The 17616-nt window shown below is 72.9% G+C and carries 14 protein-coding genes and 1 pseudogene; 12 read left to right on the top strand and 3 right to left on the bottom strand.

Annotated elements, in window-relative coordinates; genetic code table 11:
* The 12 genes and pseudogenes from HUX88_RS27950 to HUX88_RS33195 form a co-directional block, all read left to right on the top strand.
* Positions 1–551 (top strand): acyltransferase (locus tag HUX88_RS27950; RefSeq protein WP_176363878.1); only part of this gene is annotated, 551 nt, incomplete at its 5' end.
* A complete protein-coding gene (locus HUX88_RS27945) occupies positions 542–1630 on the top strand; it encodes a DegT/DnrJ/EryC1/StrS aminotransferase family protein (protein ID WP_176363877.1) in 1089 nt (362 codons plus the stop codon). The genes HUX88_RS27950 and HUX88_RS27945, both read left to right, overlap by 10 nt.
* Before the next feature lie 513 nt (positions 1631–2143).
* Positions 2144–2953, top strand: a complete 810-nt coding sequence (locus tag HUX88_RS32820) for an oligosaccharide flippase family protein (protein WP_229219584.1) — start codon at positions 2144–2146, stop codon at positions 2951–2953.
* Positions 2940–4196 (top strand): hypothetical protein, encoded by a 1257-nt coding sequence (locus HUX88_RS27935; RefSeq protein WP_176363876.1) that lies wholly within the window; start codon positions 2940–2942, stop codon positions 4194–4196. Before HUX88_RS32820 ends, HUX88_RS27935 begins: the two co-directional genes overlap by 14 nt.
* On the top strand, positions 4189–5286 hold the full coding sequence (locus HUX88_RS27930; protein ID WP_176363875.1) for a glycosyltransferase: 1098 nt from the start codon (positions 4189–4191) through the stop codon (positions 5284–5286). The genes HUX88_RS27935 and HUX88_RS27930 overlap by 8 nt, the downstream gene beginning before the upstream one ends.
* Positions 5273–5983 (top strand): hypothetical protein, encoded by a 711-nt coding sequence (locus tag HUX88_RS27925; protein ID WP_117010028.1) that lies wholly within the window; start codon positions 5273–5275, stop codon positions 5981–5983. Before HUX88_RS27930 ends, HUX88_RS27925 begins: the two co-directional genes overlap by 14 nt.
* Positions 5984–5996: 13 nt before the next feature.
* The gene (locus tag HUX88_RS27920) at positions 5997–6704 is read left to right on the top strand and encodes a hypothetical protein (protein ID WP_117010027.1); all 708 of its coding nucleotides are present in this window, start codon (positions 5997–5999) and stop codon (positions 6702–6704) included.
* Positions 6701–7477, top strand: a complete 777-nt coding sequence (locus HUX88_RS27915; RefSeq protein WP_176363874.1) for a hypothetical protein — start codon at positions 6701–6703, stop codon at positions 7475–7477. The genes HUX88_RS27920 and HUX88_RS27915 overlap by 4 nt, the downstream gene beginning before the upstream one ends.
* 15 nt (positions 7478–7492) lie before the next feature.
* Positions 7493–8050, top strand: a pseudogene (locus HUX88_RS33205) (glycosyltransferase); the annotation flags it as partial.
* A 62-nt stretch (positions 8051–8112) separates the two neighbouring features.
* A complete protein-coding gene (locus HUX88_RS33200; RefSeq protein ID WP_308937154.1) occupies positions 8113–8724 on the top strand; it encodes a glycosyltransferase in 612 nt (203 codons plus the stop codon).
* A gap of 22 nt (positions 8725–8746) precedes the next feature.
* Positions 8747–10078 carry a DegT/DnrJ/EryC1/StrS aminotransferase family protein gene (locus HUX88_RS27905; protein WP_229219583.1) on the top strand — a complete coding sequence of 444 codons (1332 nt, stop codon included), beginning with the start codon at positions 8747–8749 and terminating at the stop codon, positions 10076–10078.
* Positions 10072–11925: a sugar transferase gene (locus HUX88_RS33195; protein WP_176363873.1), complete on the top strand. Its 1854-nt coding sequence runs from the start codon at positions 10072–10074 to the stop codon at positions 11923–11925. The genes HUX88_RS27905 and HUX88_RS33195 overlap by 7 nt, the downstream gene beginning before the upstream one ends.
* Here the strand turns inward: HUX88_RS33195 and HUX88_RS27895 are convergent.
* The 3 genes from HUX88_RS27895 to HUX88_RS27885 all read right to left on the bottom strand — a co-directional run bounded on the left by HUX88_RS27895 (position 11903) and on the right by HUX88_RS27885 (position 17600).
* Positions 11903–14158: a DUF1565 domain-containing protein gene (locus tag HUX88_RS27895; RefSeq protein ID WP_176363872.1), complete on the bottom strand. Its 2256-nt coding sequence runs from the start codon at positions 14156–14158 to the stop codon at positions 11903–11905. The two genes, HUX88_RS33195 and HUX88_RS27895, sit on opposite strands and share 23 nt — an antisense overlap.
* A 119-nt stretch (positions 14159–14277) precedes the next feature.
* Positions 14278–16473: a GNVR domain-containing protein gene (locus HUX88_RS27890; protein WP_176363871.1), complete on the bottom strand. Its 2196-nt coding sequence runs from the start codon at positions 16471–16473 to the stop codon at positions 14278–14280.
* A gap of 8 nt (positions 16474–16481) precedes the next feature.
* Positions 16482–17600, bottom strand: a complete 1119-nt coding sequence (locus tag HUX88_RS27885; RefSeq protein ID WP_176363870.1) for a polysaccharide biosynthesis/export family protein — start codon at positions 17598–17600, stop codon at positions 16482–16484.
* Positions 17601–17616: the final 16 nt, after the last annotated feature.

The following is a 17616-nucleotide window of genomic DNA, read 5'->3' as shown; positions in this document are numbered from 1 at the left end:
GGGCCGGCACGCGGATCTGGCATTTCAGCCACGTGTGCGGCGGCGCCCGCATCGGCGCCGGCTGCTCGCTCGGGCAGAACGTCTACGTCGGCGGCGACGCCGCCATCGGCGACCGCGTCAAGCTGCAGAACAACGTGTCGGTGTACGACGCCGTCACCATCGAGGACGACGTGTTCTGCGGCCCCAGCATGGTGTTCACCAACGTCCACAATCCGCGCGCGGCCGTGGTGCGCAAGCACGAGTACCGGCCCACGCTGGTGCGGCGCGGCGCCACCATCGGCGCCAACGCCACCATCGTCTGCGGCGTGACGATCGGCCGCTACGCCTTCATCGGCGCCGGCGCGGTGGTCACGCGCGACGTGCCGGACTTCGCGCTGATGGCCGGCGTGCCGGCGCGCCCGCTGGGCTGGATCAGCCGCCACGGCGAGCGGCTGCCGTTCCCGCGCGGCGGCGGCCGCGCGCGCTGCCCGCACAGCGGCGAGCAATATGTGCTGGAGGACGGGCGCTGCATGCCGCAGGAGGACGACGGCCGGAGCGCGCCATGGAAATGACCGACCTGAAGGCGCAATACCGGCTGCTGCGCGCGCCGATCGACGCGGCCGTGCGGCGCGTGCTGGACCACGGCCAGTACATCATGGGGCCCGAGGTGGCCGAACTGGAGCGGCGCCTGGCCGACTACACCGGCGCGCGCCACTGCGTGACCGCCGCCTCCGGCACCGAGGCGCTGCTGATCGCGCTGATGGCGCTGGACGTGCGGCCGGGCGACGAGGTCATCACCACGCCGTTCTCCTTCATCGCCACCGCCGAGGCCATCGTGCTGGCCGGCGCGCGGCCGGTGTTCGTCGACGTCGAGCCCGGCAGCGCCAACCTCGACCCGGCGCGCATCGCCGCGCGCGTCGGCCCGCGCACGCGCGCCATCATGCCGGTGTCGCTGTACGGCCAACCGGCCGACATGGACGCCATCAACGCCATCGCGCTCGAGCACGGGCTGGCGGTGATCGAGGACGCGGCGCAAAGCTTCGGCGCGGCCTACCGGGGCCGGCGCAGCTGCAACCTGTCGACCATCGGCTGCACCAGCTTCTTCCCCAGCAAGCCGCTTGGCTGCTACGGCGACGGCGGCGCCGCCTTCACCAGCGACGACGCGCTGGCGCAGGCCATGCGCGAGATCCGCGTGCACGGCCAGGCGCGGCGCTACCACCACACCCGGGTCGGCGTCGGCGGCCGCATGGACACGCTGCAATGCGCCATCGTGCTGGCCAAGCTGGACCTGTTCGCGCAGGAGCTGGCGGCGCGTCAGCGCGTGGCGAACCGCTACGAGCGCCTGTTCGCCGGCCGCGTCGCCACCTTCGCGCCGCGGCCCGACCGCACCAGCGTCTACGCGCAATACACGATCGCGCCGCGCAACCGCGCGGCGGTGCAGGCGGCGCTGCAGCTGGCCGGCATCCCCAGTGCGGTGCACTACCCGCTGCCGATCCACCGCCAGCCGGCCTACGCCGCCATGGACCAGGCCGACTGTCCGCAAGCCGACCTGCTGGCGCGGCAGGTGCTGAGCCTGCCGATGGGGCCGTATCTGGCCGAGGCCGCCGCCGAGCGCATCGCCGCCATCGTGCTGGCCGCCGACGGCCGCTGACCGGAGCTTGGCCATGCGCGCCCTGCCGCCCTTCTGGAAGCATCTGCTGACCGTGCTGAGCGGTTCGGTGGCGGCGCAGGCGCTGCCCATCCTGGCCGCGCCGCTGATCACCCGCCTGTGCCGGCCGGCCGACCTGGGCCGGTTCGGCGTGTGGTACGGCGTGGTCGCCATCGCGGCGGTCGCGGCCACGCTGCGCATGGAGAACGCCATGATCATCGACCACGCGCCGGCGCGCCAGCGGCTGTGCTTTGGCGTGGTCGCGTGGTCGGCCGGCTGGCTGGCCGCGCTGCTGACCCTGGCCGCGACGGCCGCGCGGGCGGCGGGATGGACCACGCTGCCGTGGAGCGGCGTGCTGACCTTGGGCGCGGCCGCCTGGCTGACCGCCGGCATGCAGACCACGCTGGCCTACGCCGCCTCGCACAACGCCTTCGCGCCGGCCGCCAAGGCCAAGATCTGGGCGGCCGGCGGCGTCGCGCTGTCGCAGCTGGCGCTGCTGGCGGCCGGCGCGGGCGCGTGGCGCTGCCGGCCGGACAGCTGCTGGGCCTGGCCACCGGCCTGGCCGCCGCCCGCCTGCTGCTGCGGCCGCCATCGTCGCGGACGCGCGCACGCCGTCCGCTGGTACGTCTGCGCCTGCTGGCGCGGCGGCTGCGGCGCGGCGCGTTGCCGACACCAGCCCAGCGACGCTATTTGCACGCCCACCGCGCGTTCTGGCGCTACGCGCTGCCATCGAACGTGCTCAACGCCGCCATCGGCCCGCTGCCGCTGCTGCTGATCGGCGCCCGCCACGGCGCGCTGGCCGCCGGCCAGTTCGCGCTCACCCAACGGGTGCTGGCGGCGCCGGTCTCGCTGCTGGCGGCCTCGGTGCAGGAAGTGTTCAAGCGCGAATCGGTGCGCCAGTACCAGAACAGCGGCAACTGCCGTCCGGCCTGGCGCCACGCGGCGCGCGTGCTGCTGCTGCTGGGCTTTTTGCCGTCGCTGCTGTTGCTGCTGGCCGCGCCGCCGCTGTTCGCCTTCGCCTTCGGCGCGCCGTGGCGCGCGGCCGGCGAGCTGGCGCAGATCCTGGCGCCGCTGTATTTCCTCAACTTCATCGCCAGCCCGCTCAGCTATGTGTTCTTCGTGGCCGGCCGCCAGAAGATCGAACTGGCCTGGCAACTGGCGCTGTTCGCGATGACGCTGGCCGTGTTCGCCGCGCCGCTCACGCTGCACCAGAGCGTGGCCGCCTACGCGACCGGCTACTCGCTGCTGTACCTCGTGTACCTGCGCATGTCCTACCGCTACGCGCTGGACCGAGATCCCGCCGGGAGGCTGCATGCGGCCCGCTGACGCCACCGCCGGCGCCGCGCACCCAGCGCCAACCGAACCGACCGCCGCCGCATCTCGCGCACCGGTCGCGCGCGCTGCCGCCCGGCCGGACACCGCCTGGGCCGAGCTCGGCTTCTTCCTGTTGTTCCCCGGCTTCTTCGCCTACCAGACGCTGCTGGGCCTGGGCCTGATCCGCGCCTACCTGGGCGGCTATTTCGCCGCCGTCTCGCTGCTGCTGCTGCCGGCCATGCTGCTGACCTATTGGCGCCGGCTGCACCGCGCCCGCCACCAGCTGCCACGGGTGGACGCCGCGCTGCTGGCTTTCCTGGCCTATTTCGGCGCCATGGTGGCCTGCCACGCGCCCAGCGCCAACCCGGCCATCACCGCGCACCACGCGCTGGCCCTGCTCTACCTGTTCAACCTGTTCGTCATCTTCAGCACGCTCGACTGCACCAGCCGCCGCTTCCGCCTGACCCAATACGCCAGCCTGGCCGCCATGTCCTGCGTGGTGTTCGCGTACGCGGTGGACGGCGCCTTCTACCTGGCCGCGCTGGGCGAAGCGCGCGATCCCGACAGCGTCGCCACCTACCAGGGATTCTCGCGCTCCTACCTGCTGCCGCTGGCCGCCGTGCTGGCCACCACGCGCCAGGCGCCGCTGCGCTGGGCCTGGTACGCGCTGGGCGCGGCCACGCTGTACGTCAACACCGCGCGCAGCGAGTTCGGCGCGCTGCTGTTCCTGGTCCCGCTGATCGAACTGCACGCCACGCGCCGCCGCGCCGCCACGGCCGCCGCCTTCGCCGCGCTGGCGCTGCTGGCGCCGCGCCTGCTGGCGCTGCTGCTGGCGGCCGTGCCCGGCAACCGCACGCTGGAGCTGCTGGACCTGTCGCACTCGACCTCGGCCAACATGCGCCACCAGCTGACCCTGAACGCGCTGCGCACCATCGGCGAGCACCCCATCCTCGGCGACTACGGCAGCTATCCGGTCGGCCTGTACAGCCACAACATCCTGTCGGCCTGGGTCGACCTCGGCCTGTTCGGCTTTGCCGCGCTGCTGGCGCTGCTGCTGTACCCGCTGTTGCAGATGGGCCTGCACACCTGGGCGGTGGGCGGGCGCGACGGCCGCGGCCCGGCCTTCCTGCTGGCTTGGAGCCTGCTCGGCATGACCGTGCTGCTGCTGTGCCTGTCGCACTTCTTCAGCGACATGCTGATCGGCGCCGCGCTGGGCGCCTACGCGCGCTACCGCGCCGGAGCGGACCATGCTTAAGATCGCCCACCTGAGCTCGGCGCACCCGCGCGACGACAGCCGCATCTTCGGCAAGCAGTGCCGCACCTTGGCCGCGCACGGCCACCAGGTCACGCTGGTGGTGGCCGACGGCCTGGGCGATGCCAGGCGCGACGGCGTGAGCATCGTCGACGCCGGCGCCGCACGCGGCCGCCTCGACCGCATGCTGCACGCCACCTGCCGCGTGTACCGGCGCGCGCGGGCGCTCGACGCCGACATCATCCAGCTGCACGACCCGGAGCTGCTGCCGGCCGGCCTGCTGCTGCGGCGGCGCGGCCGCAAGGTGGTGTTCGACGCCCACGAGGACGTGCCGCTGCAGCTGCTGGGCAAGCCCTACCTGAACGCGCCGCTGCGGCGCCTGCTGTCGGCCGCCTACGCCCGCTTCGAGCGCCGCGCCTGCGCCCGGCTCGACGGCGTGATCGCCGCCACCCCCGTCATCCGCGACAAGTTCCTGCCCATCCAGCCGGGCGCCGTCGCCATCCACAACTATCCGCAGCCGGAGGAATTCGGCGCCGCCGCCTGGGACGGCCAGCCGCTGCAGGTGTGCTATGTCGGCGGCCTGAGCGCGCTGCGCGGCATCGCCGAACTGGTGCGCGCCTGCACGCTGCTGCGCACGCCCGTGCGCGTGGGCCTGGCCGGCCGCTTCAGCGAACCGGAGCTGGCCGCGCACATGCGGGTCCAGCCCGGCTGGGAGCGGATCGACGCCCATGGCGTGCTCGGCCGCAGCGGCGTGGCCGCGCTGATGGCCGCCTCGCGCGCCGGCCTGGTCACGCTGCTGCCGGCCGCCAACCACCTGGACGCGCTGCCGGTCAAGCTGTTCGAATACATGGCGGCCGGCATCGCCGTGATCGCCTCGGACTTCCCGTTGTGGCGCCGCATCGTCGACGACGCCGGCTGCGGCCTGTGCGTCGATCCGCGCGACCCGGCCGCCATCGCCGCCGCCATCGACCGCCTGGCCGCCGACCCGGAACTGGCGCGCCGCATGGGCCGCAACGGCCGCGCCGCCGTGCTGGCGCGCTACCACTGGCGCGGCCAAGCCGAACAACTGCTGCGCTATTATGAAAACCTCTGACCGCCTCCACGCCCTGCCCGCACAGCTGGCGCTGATCGCCGACGTGCTGCGCCTGCCGCGCGCGCGGCTGCGCTTCGAGCGCGCGCTCAACCCCGAGCTGGTCGAGCGCACCCACGCACTGTTCACCAGCCCGCATCCGCGCTGCAAGCTGGTGCGCTTCAAGTCGCTCGGCGTCGCCCTGCTCGACCTGCGCGCCTACCGCGACAGCGCCGCCTACCTGCGGGCGGTCGGCCGCAAGGACTACGCCGGCTACCAGAGCCGGCGCGCCCGCGCCCACGGCTACCGCGTGGCCGAGATCGACCGCAACCGCTACATCGACGACATCCACCGCATCAACACTTCGCTGGCGCAGCGCCAGGGCCGGCCGATGGATCCGTCCTACGCCGACCGCGCCGAGCACTTCGTCGCGGTCGACAGCTTCCGCTACTACGGCGTGCTGGACCAGGACGGCCGGCTGGCCGCCTACTGCGACCTCGGCATCTACGGCGACTTCGCCGCCACCGACCACCTGCTGGGCTACAAGACCAGCGACGGCCTGATGTACCTGCTGCTGGCCGACATCGCCTGCCGCCTGATCGACGAGGGCCGGCTGAACTACCTGATGTACGACACCTACCTGGGGGCCCTGCCGGGCCTGCGGGAGTTCAAGAAAAAGCTGGGCTTCGCGCCCTACCGCGTCCGTTATTCCATCCATTGAGGGAGATGCCGGCATGATCGCCACGCTTACCCGTCCGTTCCGCCTGTTGCTGGACGTCGCCCGCCTGCCCGTGGCGAGCCTGACCTTCGACCCGCGCCTGCATCCGGCCGACGTGCTCGACACGCACCGCCGCTTCACGCGGCCGCATCCGAAATACAAGCTGTTCGGCCACAAGCAGCTGGGCGTGGCGCTGATCGACCTGCGCCGCCACCCGACGCCGGCCGCCTACCTGGCCAGCATCACCGGGCGCTGCGGCGCCGCCAGCTACGCCGGCAAGGCCAGGCGGCGCGGCTACACGCTGGCGCGCATCGACCGCAACGAGCACATCGACGCCATCCACGCCATCAACACCAGCAGCGCCAGCCGCCAGGGCCGGCCGATGGACGAGCGCTACCAGCACAAGCCGCCGCGCTACGAAGCGCTGAGCCATTTCCGCTACTACGGCGTGTTCAACAAGGACGGCCGGCTGGCCGCCTACTGCAACGTCGGCCGCTACGGCAACTTCGCCGCCTTCTCGCAGCTGCTGGGCTACCGCAACAACGACGGCGCCATGCACCTGATGGTGACCGACATCGTCATCGAACTGCTGCAGGAGCTGCAGGCCGGCCACGGCCCGCACTACCTGATGTACGACACCTTCTTCGGCGCCAAGCCGGGTCTGCGGCAGTTCAAGACCATGCTGGGTTTCTCCCCCTACCGCGCAAGGTACACGCTGCTATGAACACCATCCTGCGCCGCCTCTACAGCGACTACCTGATGCCGTCGCGCCTGCACCACTACGCCGCGCTGCTGCGGCAGGCCAGCCAGGCCGGCTACCGCCAGACCTCGGTGCGCGGCTGGCTGGCGGCGCCGCGGTCGGGCGCGCCCGACGGACCGGTGCTGGTGCACCGCCACGACATCGACACCGACCTGCGCACCGCGCGCGCGCTGTTCGCGCTGGAGCAGCGGCATGGCGTGCACGCCAGCTATTACTTCCGCCTGTCGACGCTGGACTTCGGCCTGATGCGCGACATCGAACGCTACGGCAGCGAGGCCAGCTACCACTACGAGGAGGTGGCCACCTACGCCAAGCGCGAGCACCTCAGGCAGGCCGACGCCGTGCGCGCCCGCCTGCCGGAGATCCGCGCCGAATTCGAGCGCAACTTCCACCGCGTCGAGGCCGGCGTCGGCGTCAAGCTGCGCACCGTCGCCAGCCACGGCGACTTCGCCAACCGCCGGCTCGGCATGGCCAACTGCGAGCTGCTGGACGATTCCGCGCTGCGCGCGCGCTGCGGCATCGCCTGCGAATGCTACGACCCGGCGCTGCTGGCCAGCTTCGACCTGTACATCAGCGACCGCCCGGCGCCGCAGTACTTCCATCCGCAGCCGCCGCAGCAGGCGCTGGGCCGCCACCGCCGCATCTGCCTGCTGACCCACCCGGCCCAATGGCGCACCAACTGGACAGCCAGCAGCCGCCACAACCTGCTGCGCCTGGTCGAGGCGTGGCGCTGGTAACGCCTGGGAGCGCGCATGAACATCCTGCTGATCAACCACTACGCCGGCTCGGTCCGCCACGGCATGGAATACCGGCCGTATTTCCTGGCGCGCGAATGGGTGCGCGCCGGCCACCGCGTGCGCATCGTGGCCGCCGCCCACAGCCACCTGCGCAACCGCGCGCCGCAGCTAGGGGGGCGGGCCGTGCTGGACGAGACCATCGACGGCATCGCCTACCGCTGGCATGCGGCGCCGGCCTACCACGGCAATGGCGTGGCGCGCGCGGCCAACATGGCCGCCTTCGTCGCCGCGCTGTACCGCGGCGCCCGGCCGCTGGCGCGCGCCGCCCGGCCGGACCTGGTGATCGCCTCCAGCACCTACCCGGCCGACATCTGGCCGGCGCGCCGCATCGCCCGCCTGGCCGGCGCCCGCCTGGCGTTCGAGGTGCACGACCTGTGGCCGCTGTCGCCGATGCTGCTGGGCGGCATGTCGCGCTGGCACCCCTTCATCGTGCTGATGCAGGCCGCCGAGGACTACGCCTACCGCCACGCCGACACCGTGATCTCGCTGCTGCCCAACGCGGCCGCGCACATGGCCGCGCGCGGCATGGCGCCGCACAAGCTGCACGTGGTGCCCAACGGCGTCTGTCCGGACGAATGGCAGGCCGGCTGGCGCCGCTGCCGGCGCCGGCCGCCGCGCTGTTCGAGCGCCTGCGCGGGCAGATCGTGGTCGGCTACGCCGGCAGCCACGGCGCCGCCAACGCGCTCGACAACCTGCTGGCGGCCGCCGTGCGGCTGCGCGGCCACCCGCTGGCCTTCGTGCTGGCCGGCGCCGGCCCGGCGCGCGAGGCGTTGCGCCGGCAGGCCGCCGAGGCCGGGCTGGACAACGTGCACTTCCTGCCGGCGCTGGAGCGGCGCTACATGCCGGCGCTGCTGGCGCGCTTCGACCTGGCCTATCTCGGCTGGCAGCGCCAGCCGCTGTACCGCTACGGCATCTCCCCCAACAAGCTGGGCGACTACATGATGGCCGCGCGGCCCATCGTCCACGCGGTCGACGCCGCCAACGATCCCGTGGCCGAGGCCGGCTGCGGCCTGAGCACGCCGCCGGACGACCCGGCCGCGCTGGCCGACGCCATCGCCCGCCTGGCCGCGCTGCCGGCCGCCGAGCGGGCCGCGCTGGGCGCGCGCGGCGCCGCCTACGCGCGCGAGCGGCTCGACTACCGCATCCTGGCGCACCGCTTCCTGGCCGCCTGCGCCGCGCCCGCGTAAAGCGCACATCACCGAGGAGACCATGATGAAGCCGTCCCGCCCCTTGCACGCCCCGGCCATGCCCACGTCCGCCGCGCCCATGTCCGCCACGTGTGCGCCCGCCGCATCCGCGACCGCCCCGTCCACGCCGGTCCTGTCCGCACCCGCCCCATCGGCACCCGGCCTGTGCACGCCCGCGCCGAGACCGCCCGCCGCATCGCCCGACGACAGCTTCCTGCCGTTCGCCCTGCCCGACCTCGGCCCCGAGGAGGCCGAGGCGGTCCTTGAATGCCTGCGTTCGGGCTGGATCACCAGCGGCCCGGTCTGCCGCCAGTTCGAGCGGGACTTCGCGGCCTACCTCGGCGGCGGCGTCGAGGCCATCGCCGTCAACTCGGCCACCGCCGGCCTGCACCTGGCGCTGGAGGCGCTGGGCATCGGCCCCGGCGACGAGGTGCTGGTGCCGACCATGACCTTCACCGCCACCGCCGAGGTGGTGCGCTACCTGGGCGCCGACCCGGTGTGCGTGGACATTGACGACGCCACGCTGGGCATCAGCGCGGCCGCCGCCGAAGCCGCGATCACGCCGCGCACGCGCGCCATCCTGCCGGTGCACTACGGCGGCCTGGCCTGCGACATGGACGCCCTCCTGGCGCTGGCGCGCGCCCGCGACCTGCGCGTGGTCGAGGACGCCGCCCACGCCTTCCCCACCGTCCACAACGGCCGCCTGGTCGGCACGCTCGACAGCGACGCCACCGTGTTCAGCTTCTACGCCAACAAGACCATCACCACCGGCGAGGGCGGCATGCTGGTCAGCCGCGACGCCGCGCTGTGCCGGCGCGCGCGCACCATGCGCCTGCACGGCATCAGCGAGGACGCGTTCGAGCGCTACACCTCGCGCCGCCCGGCCTGGTTCTACCAGGTGGTCGCGCCCGGCTACAAATACAACCTGGGCGACGTCGCCGCCGCCGTCGGCCGCCAGCAGCTGCGCAAGATCGGCCGCTTCCTGGAACGCCGCCAGGCGTTGGCGCGCGGCTACCGCGAGGGCCTGGCCGGCCTGCCGCTGCGGCTGCCGCCGGACGCCGGCCCCGGCAGCCGGCACGCCTGGCACCTGTACCCGGTGCGCCTGCGCGCCGACGCCCCGCTGGCGCGCGACCGCCTGATCGAGCTGCTGGCCGAGCGCGGAATCGGCACCAGCGTCCACTACATCCCGCTGCACCGCCAGCCCTACTGGCGCGAGCGCTACCGGCTGCGTCCGGAACAGTTCCCGCAGGCCGAGGCCAGCTGGCCGATGCTGCTGACCCTGCCGCTGTACACCCGCATGCGCGACGCCGACCAGGCGCGCGTGATCGCCGCGCTCAGGGAGCTGCTATGTTAGCCAAACGCCTGTTCGACGTGGCCGCCGCGCTGGCCGGGCTGGTGCTGCTGGCGCCGCTGTTGCTGCTGCTGGCCGTGTGGATCAAGTGCGACTCGCCCGGCCCGGTGCTGTTCCGCCAGCGCCGCGTGGGCCGCCACGGCCGCCCCTTCGACATCCGCAAGTTCCGCACGATGGCGCCCTCGGCCGAGGAGACCGGCCAACTGTCGCTGGCCGACGACGCCCGCGCCACCCGCGCCGGCCGGCTGCTGCGCCGCCACAAGCTCGACGAGCTGCCGCAGCTGCTCAACGTGCTGCTCGGCCAGATGAGCCTGGTCGGCCCGCGCCCCGAGGTGTCGCGCTACGTGGCCCACTATCCGCCGGCCGCGCGCGCGCTGGTGCTGTCGGTGCCGCCCGGCATCACCGACTGGGCCGCGATCCGCTTCCGCGACGAGGGCGAGATCCTGCGTCGCGCGGCCGACCCCGAGCAGGCCTACCTGCAACAGGTGCTGCCGATCAAGCTGGAATACTACCTGCGCTACGTGCGCGAGCGCAGCTTCGGCGGCGACCTGCGCATCGTGTTCTGCACGCTGGCGGTGCTGCTGGCGCCGGCCGCGCGGCGGCGCCTGCTTGCGCGCAGCCGCCTGACGCCGCGCGACCAGCCGTCGCCGTGGATCGCATTGCTGCGCGGCTTGGCGGCGCTGCAGGTGGCGGCCGCCCATCTGCGCGCGCAGGTGTTCCCCGGCCTGCGCACGCTGGAGCATCCGCCGCTGTGGTACCAGGCGCTGGCGTTCGCGACCGGCTTCGCGCAGCTGGCGGTGGTGCTGTTCTTCGTGCTGAGCGGCTGGCTGGTCGGCGGCAGCCTGCTCGACCGCCACGGCCGCCCGCACGCGCTGCGCGACTACGGCATCGACCGCCTGACGCGGCTGTGGATCGTGCTGCTGCCGGCCTTCGCGCTGATGCTGCTGCTCGGCCTGGCCGATGGCACGCTGGCGGCCAGCGCCGACGTCGGCGGCGGCCAGCCCTGGTCGCTGCTCACCTTGCTGGGCAACCTGGCCGGCGTGCAGACGCTGGCCGTGCCCGCGTTCGGCGGCAACTTCCCGCTGTGGAGCCTGGCCAACGAAACCTGGTACTACGCGCTGTTCCCGCTGTTGCTGCTGGCAGCGCGCGGCGCCACCGTGCGCGTGCGCGCGGGCGCGGCCGGGGCGGCGCTGGCGATCGCCAGCCGCCTGCCGCCCGTGATGCTGCTGTATTTCACGCTGTGGCTGCTGGGCGCGGGCGCCTCCCGCCTGCGCTGGGACGCCGGGCCGTGGGGACGCCGCGCCTGCGTGGCCGGCACCATCGGCGTGGCGGTCTGGCTGCGCCTGCGCGGCCCGGACGGCGACCTGAGCACGGCCACATGGCTGCCGCATTTGCTGTTCGGCGCCCTGGCCCTGCTGTGCCTGTGCAGCCTGGAGCGCGGGGCGCCGCCGCGCCGCTGGCTGGCCGCGGCCGGCGCCTTCCTGGCCAGCTTCTCGTTCACGCTGTACGTGGTGCACATCCCGCTACAGCAGATGCTGTGGACCTACCGCGGCGGCGCGCCGCTGTCGCCACGGCAGCCGGCCAGCCTGGCGGTGTATGCCGCCATGCTGGCCGTGGTGGTGGCGCTGGCCTACCTGTTCCACCTGCCGTTCGAGGCGCAGACGGCGCGCCTGCGGCGGCGCATCCGGCGCTGGCTGGCCGAACGCGGCGGCGAGCCGGCCACCCCGCCGGCCCCGCAGCCGGACGTCGTGAGCCGGCCGACCGGCGCGGGTGCCGGCCGCCGCCCACGAACCGGCCGCCGCGCCAGCCTCGGCCGAACGTCCGGGCCTACTGGTAGGCGCCGATGCTGACCGGCGAACGCGGCGTGCCCTCGATGTCGACGGACGGCGCGTAGCTGGTGGTGCCGGCGCCCTTGGCGGGCGAGATGCTGCGCAGGTGGAAGTCCGGCGTGCCACTGCGGCTGTAGGCGACGAACTGCGGGTCGGCCGTCACCGTGGCGGCCGCGCTCAGGCCGTTGAGCAGGCTCCAGTTGTAGCTGCTGTTCTGGAACGACAGGTTGTTGCTGTAGGTATTGTGCGTACCGGTCGAGCCCTGCTCGGAGATGCCGTAGCGGTTGTCGTAGACGATGTTGTTGACCACGTGCGTGTAGTCGTCCGGTCCGCTGGTGAAGTAGAAGTCGCCGCCGCCGACGATGATGCCGGTGTCCGACGACGACACCGTGTTGTTGGCGATGACCACATGGCTGGCGTCGTGCCACAAATGGATGGCCGCCTCGGACACGCGGTAGACCACGTTGTTGACCACGCTGCCGGACGTGCTCAGGTAGATGCCCTGCACCCAGCGGCAGCCGGCCGGCCCGATGTCGTGCACCACATTGCCGACGACGTCGCCCATCACGCCGTGGTAGTAGGCGTCGATTCCGATGGCCGAACCGCCGCCGCTGGTGCAGCCGCCGAGCGCGATATGGTGCACATGGTTGCCACGGATCGCGTCGTAGGAACCGCCGTTGTAGATGCCGTGCGTCCACGGCGTGCCGGCCTGCGTGGCGCTGCCGTCGATCTCGAAGCCGACGATGTCGACATAGCTGCCACGGTTGTCCCAGGCCGTGTCGTTGCTGGAGCTGGCCGGCGGCACGATGCGCGCGCCCCAGCGCGTGTCGGACAGGTAGTAGATGCGGCCGCCGGCGGAGCCGCTGGCGGTGGTCTTGAAGCCGCCGGCATAGGTGCCCGCCGCCACGTGCACCGTGGTGTCGGGAACGGCCAGCGACGCCGCGCGGGCGATGGTCCGCAATGGCGCGGCCTGGGTGCCTGGGTTGCCATCCGAACCGGTGGTGGCCACGTACAGCTGGTTGGCCGTGGCCGGCGTCGGCGTCGGTGTCGGTGTCGGCGTACCGCCAACGTACTCGTACGCGCCGACATCGGAGGCGGCGCCGTACGGCCGCGCCTTGCCGTCCAGGTCGGTGGCCGGCGCGTCGGCCGCCAGCGCCCTGTCGATCGCCGGCGAGGCCGCCGCCAGATGGTAGTCGCCGCCACCGCTGCGCACGTAGTTGACGAACTGCGGCGGCGCGGCGATCGTCGCCACCGCGAAACTCCTGCTGAGCAAATAGGCGTAGGACGTCTGCAGATACATCAGGTTGTTCGCATAAGTGTTGTGCGTGCCGATCGTGCCCAGCTCCATCACGCCATAGGTGGTGTCATACACGATGTTGTTGCTCACGCGGTCGTAGTCGCCCGCCGCCGTGGCGTGGTAATAGTCGCCGCTGCCCACCACCACGCCCACATACGCGGCGAAGATGGTGTTGTTGCTCACGGCCACCCGCGTCGCGTCATGCCACAGGTTCACCGCCGCGTTCGACACGCCGTAGACCAGGTTGTTCTTGACCTCGCTGTCGGCCGTGTTGATGTAGACGCCGTACATGCTCTTGCAGCCGGCCGCGCCGATATCGTGCACCACGTTGGCCAACACATCGTTGCTGGCGCCGCCGTAATAACTGTCCGAACCGATACCGCCGCCGGACACGCAGCCGCCCTGCCCGATATGGTGCACATGGCTGTTGCGCACCGTGCCGAACGCCCCGGCGGTATAGATGCCGGTGCTCCAGCGCGTGCCGGCCTGGACCGCGCTGCCGTCCACCTCGACACCGTCGATGTCGACGTAGCTGCCGCGATTGTCCCAGGCCACGTCATTGGTGGAACTGGCCGGCGGCACGATCTTCGCGCCCCAACGCGTGTCCGACACATAGCGTATCCGCGCCGTCGCCGTCCCGCTGGCGGCGGTGCGGAAGCCGCCGGCATAGCGGCCCGGCGCCAGGTGGATGGTCGCGCCTGCCGTGGCCGCCTGCGCCGCCCTGGCGATGGTCAGGAAGGGCGCCGCCTGCGTGCCGGCGTTGCTGTCCGAGCCTGCGGGGGAAACGTACAGCTCGGCCCCGGCCAGCAGGCCGTTGTAGCTGGCCTCGGCGGCCAGCCGGGCCGGCGGGGCCGGGGTGGGCGCGCCGCCTTCGCCGCCGCAGGCAGCCAGCAACACCGCGCACACGCCGCCGGCCACGACGTTTCCTTGAGACAGGTAAATGACAGATTTCTTCATCAGACGTTCCTCGCTACATTAAGTGAATGAGCGAGGTTTGATCTGAATCAAATTCTATAGTTCAATGCTTTTAGAAAAAAATTCTGGCAAGACAAAATGTCAACAGGAATTAGCTGCCGTCAGGCATCGTTGTACAGCACCCCGTGCGGCGCGATGCCGGCCAGGTTCAGGCGCCGGATCGCATCGCACAGCTCGGCTTCGGTGGTCACGCCGGCGCGCGCCACCAGGAACACCGCGCCGGCCAGCGCCGCGACCGCCAGCGCATCGGCCCGGGCCGGCAACGGCGGCGCCGCCAGCAGCACCACGTCGTAATGCGCGCCCAGCGATTCGAGCAGCTGCGAAGGCTGGAAGCGCTGCAGCAGCTCAGCCCGCTCGGCCGGGCCGGCCCGCACGCTGCCGGCGCCGATGAAATCGAGGCCGGGCGCCACCTCGCGCCGCACGGCCTGCTGCGGCGCCAGCGCGCCGGCCAGGCAGTCGGCCAGCCCGGCCGCGCGCCCGACGCCGAAATGCTCGTGCAGGTTGCCGTCGCGCAGGTCGGCGTCGATCAGCAGCGTGCGCCGGCCGCCGGCCGCCAGCAGCAACGCCAGGTTGACCGACACGAACGACGCCCCCACCCGCCGCGCCGGCCCCAGGCAACACACCACGTTGTTGCGCCTGCGCGCCAGGCCGAACAGCAAGGCCGCGCGGAACGCCCGCAGGCCCTCGGCCGCCGCGTCGTCCGGCGCCGCCCGCGCCAGCAGCAGCGGCCCCTGCGTGCGCGACCGCCGCCAGCGCGCCTGGCGCCGGCTGTGCGGAATGACCGCCTGCACCGCGTGCGCGCCCAGTAGCGCGTCGATGCGCGCCGGCGCGTCGATGCCGCCGCGCACCGCCCGGCTGGCGAACGCCAGCAGCGTGCCCAGGAACAGGCCGGTCACCAGCCCCAGCACCACGATCAGCGGCCGGTCCGGCAGCAGCGCGCGCTCCGGCGCCACCGGCGCGTCCACCAGCCGCACATTGCCGACCCGCCCCACCGCCACCAGCCGCAACTGCTGCGCCGTGTTCAGCAGCGCCGTGTACAGATCGGTGTCGACCTTGACCTCGCGCGCCAGCCGCGACTGCTCCTGCTCCAGCAGCGGCAATTGCGCGATGCGCTCCTGCAGCGCGCCGATCTCGCGCTCCGACGCCCGCGCCTGCGCGTTGAGCGCCCGCAGCAGCGGATGCTCGTCCGTGTAGCGGCCCAGCAGCTCGGCGCGCCGTTGCACCTGCGCGCTGCGCCGCGCCTGCGCCGCCGCCAGGCTGTCGAGCGCGATGCGCACCTCCTGGTCGATATTGATGCTGCCGTGGCTGCCGCGATAGCCGTTGTAGCGCAGCTCGGCCTGCTCCAGCTGAGCCTTGAGCGCCGGCAGTTGCTGGTCGAGGAAGGCCAGCGTCTTCTCCGCCTCCTCGCTGCGGCGCGCCAGGTTCTGCCGCATGTATTCGGCGCCGATCTGGCCCAGCGTCGCCGCCACCTGCTGCGCGTCGTGGCCCTGCAGGCGCACCGCGATCACGCCCGACTGCTTGCCCTGCTCGCTGATCTGCAGCGCGTTCTGCAACTGCTCCAGCGCCGCCAGCCGCGTGGTGCGGCGCACGACGAAGCGCCCGCCCGGCTGCGCGCGCAGGCTCTCCACCTGCAGCTCGACGCCGTCGCCGTCCTGGTGCGCCAGCGCGCCGGCCGCGCCCTCGAGCAGCACGCGGCCGCCGGCGTCGCTCAGCCGGTAGCGCCCGCCGCCCAGCGCGGTGATGAAGAAATCCCGGTTGTACCAGGCCAGCGGCACCTCGAAGCGGCACACCGCGATCGACTCGCCACCCCACACATAGCCGCCGTAGCCCAGCAAGCCCGGCCGCGACAGCCGGCCGTCGCCGCGCGCCGCCAGCCAGGCCCCGCCCAGCGGGAAGTAGCGCGGCGCGGTCTGGATGTACAGGTGCTGGGCGTCGACCGCGCGCGCCACCACCAGGCGCGAGCGCAGCAGTTCCATCTCGGCGATCGCCGCCTTCTTGGTCTCGAACAGCGACGACACGTCGTTGAGGATGTTCCTGGACGCGTTCGGATTGTCCTCCTCGACGTGCAACAGCAGGTTGGCCTCGTACACCGGACGCGCGGCGACCGCGTACACCAGCGCCACCAGCGTGCACAGCAGCGCGACCGCCGCCACCAGCCAGCGCCGCCCCGCCAGCACGTGCGCGTAGCTGCGCCACGGCAGCGCGCCGGGCTCGGGCGGCGCCGCGCCCGGCGCGATCAACTGCACGGCCCCGCCGCTTGGCGGGCGCAACAGAGGAGTATCGTGTGCGTCGTTCATGCCGCCTCCTAGGGCCGGGTGGCGCCGACCGCCGACGACAGCTCGCCGGGGAACAGCTGGCTGATGGTCCGGTGCCAATTGGCCAGCGGCGACGCCGCCACATACACCACGTCGCGCGGCCACAGCTCGAACTGCTCGGCCAGCGCCATCGCCCGCGCCGGCCGCGCGTCGAGGCGGTACACGCGCGCACCCTGCGGCGTGTGGCGCACCACGTACACCTGGCCGGCGTCGCCGCTCTGCGGACTGATGCCGCCGGCCTCGCCCAGCGCCTCGTTCAGCGTGAGGCGGCCGTCGTGCATGGTCAGCGCGCGCGGCGCCAGCACCTCGCCGCCGACGAACACCTTGCTCTCGTCGCGCGGCGGCACCCGCACGATGTCGCCGTCGGCCAGCAGCAGCGCGGCCGGATGGCGGCCGCCGCGCAGCGCCGCCACCAGGTCCACGCGGTGGCGCTGGCCGCCGCGCTCGACCGTGATGCGGCTCTGGTCGGCGCCGGGCAGCATGCCGCCGGCGCGGTTGATCGCCTCCAGCAAGGTCATCGGGATGTCGTTGATGGCCAGCAGGCCCGGCGCCTTGACCTCGCCGTCCAGGTAGACGCGCTGGCTGCGGTAGGCCTGCACGCCGACGGTCACGCGCGGCGCGCGGAAGTAGCGCGCCAGCCGCGCTGCCAGCAGGCTGCGCGCCTGCTCGCGCGTGCGCCCGGCCAGGTGCAGCTTGCCGGCGAAGGGAAATTCCAGCATGCCGTCCTGGTCGATCACGAAGCTGGCCGCCGGCGGGCCGAGCGCGCCGCCGTCCGCGCCCTGGTCGCGCGCGACGGCGCCGGTCAATTCGGGATGGTCCCAGACGGTGATCGCCAGCACGTCGCCGGCGCCGAGGCGGTAAGGCCCGCCGGCCGGCCCGGCCGGCAAGGAGGCGGCCGCCAAGCCGCCACCCGATGCACCGGTCGCCGAGGAACCTACCGCCGCGCTCCCCGCGCCGGCCGCCTCCGGCGCGTGGCGTCCCTGCGCGGCCAGCAACTCCTCGGTGATCGGGATGACGTCGGGCTCGCCCGGCCCCGGCGCGCGATGCAGGTCGGCCGCGCAGCCGGCCAGGCACAAGGGCAACAACAGCAGGGAAATAGGGATGTGCATGAAAGCCACCGCCGGC

Source organism: Duganella sp. BJB1802 (genome assembly GCF_013369445.1).
Taxonomy (GTDB): domain Bacteria; phylum Pseudomonadota; class Gammaproteobacteria; order Burkholderiales; family Burkholderiaceae_D; genus Rugamonas; species Rugamonas vulcania_A.
The sequence above is the reverse complement of the archived record's forward strand: the minus strand, read 5'-3'. Positions and strand labels throughout refer to the sequence as shown.

Bases quoted from the DNA above. Each gene is read 5' to 3' on its own strand.
- HUX88_RS27895 (WP_176363872.1), bottom strand. From the start codon at position 14,158: ATGAAGAAATCTGTCATTTACCTGTCTCAAGGAAACGTCGTGGCCGGC.
- HUX88_RS27920 (WP_117010027.1), top strand. From the start codon at position 5,997: ATGATCGCCACGCTTACCCGTCCGTTCCGCCTGTTGCTGGACGTCGCC.
- HUX88_RS33200 (WP_308937154.1), top strand. From the start codon at position 8,113: ATGGCAGGCCGGCTGGCGCCGCTGCCGGCGCCGGCCGCCGCGCTGTTC.
- HUX88_RS27925 (WP_117010028.1), top strand. From the start codon at position 5,273: ATGAAAACCTCTGACCGCCTCCACGCCCTGCCCGCACAGCTGGCGCTG.
- HUX88_RS33195 (WP_176363873.1), top strand. From the start codon at position 10,072: ATGTTAGCCAAACGCCTGTTCGACGTGGCCGCCGCGCTGGCCGGGCTG.
- HUX88_RS27885 (WP_176363870.1), bottom strand. From the start codon at position 17,600: ATGCACATCCCTATTTCCCTGCTGTTGTTGCCCTTGTGCCTGGCCGGC.
- HUX88_RS27915 (WP_176363874.1), top strand. From the start codon at position 6,701: ATGAACACCATCCTGCGCCGCCTCTACAGCGACTACCTGATGCCGTCG.
- HUX88_RS27905 (WP_229219583.1), top strand. From the start codon at position 8,747: ATGATGAAGCCGTCCCGCCCCTTGCACGCCCCGGCCATGCCCACGTCC.
- HUX88_RS27935 (WP_176363876.1), top strand. From the start codon at position 2,940: ATGCGGCCCGCTGACGCCACCGCCGGCGCCGCGCACCCAGCGCCAACC.
- HUX88_RS27930 (WP_176363875.1), top strand. From the start codon at position 4,189: ATGCTTAAGATCGCCCACCTGAGCTCGGCGCACCCGCGCGACGACAGC.
- HUX88_RS27890 (WP_176363871.1), bottom strand. From the start codon at position 16,473: ATGAACGACGCACACGATACTCCTCTGTTGCGCCCGCCAAGCGGCGGG.
- HUX88_RS27945 (WP_176363877.1), top strand. From the start codon at position 542: ATGGAAATGACCGACCTGAAGGCGCAATACCGGCTGCTGCGCGCGCCG.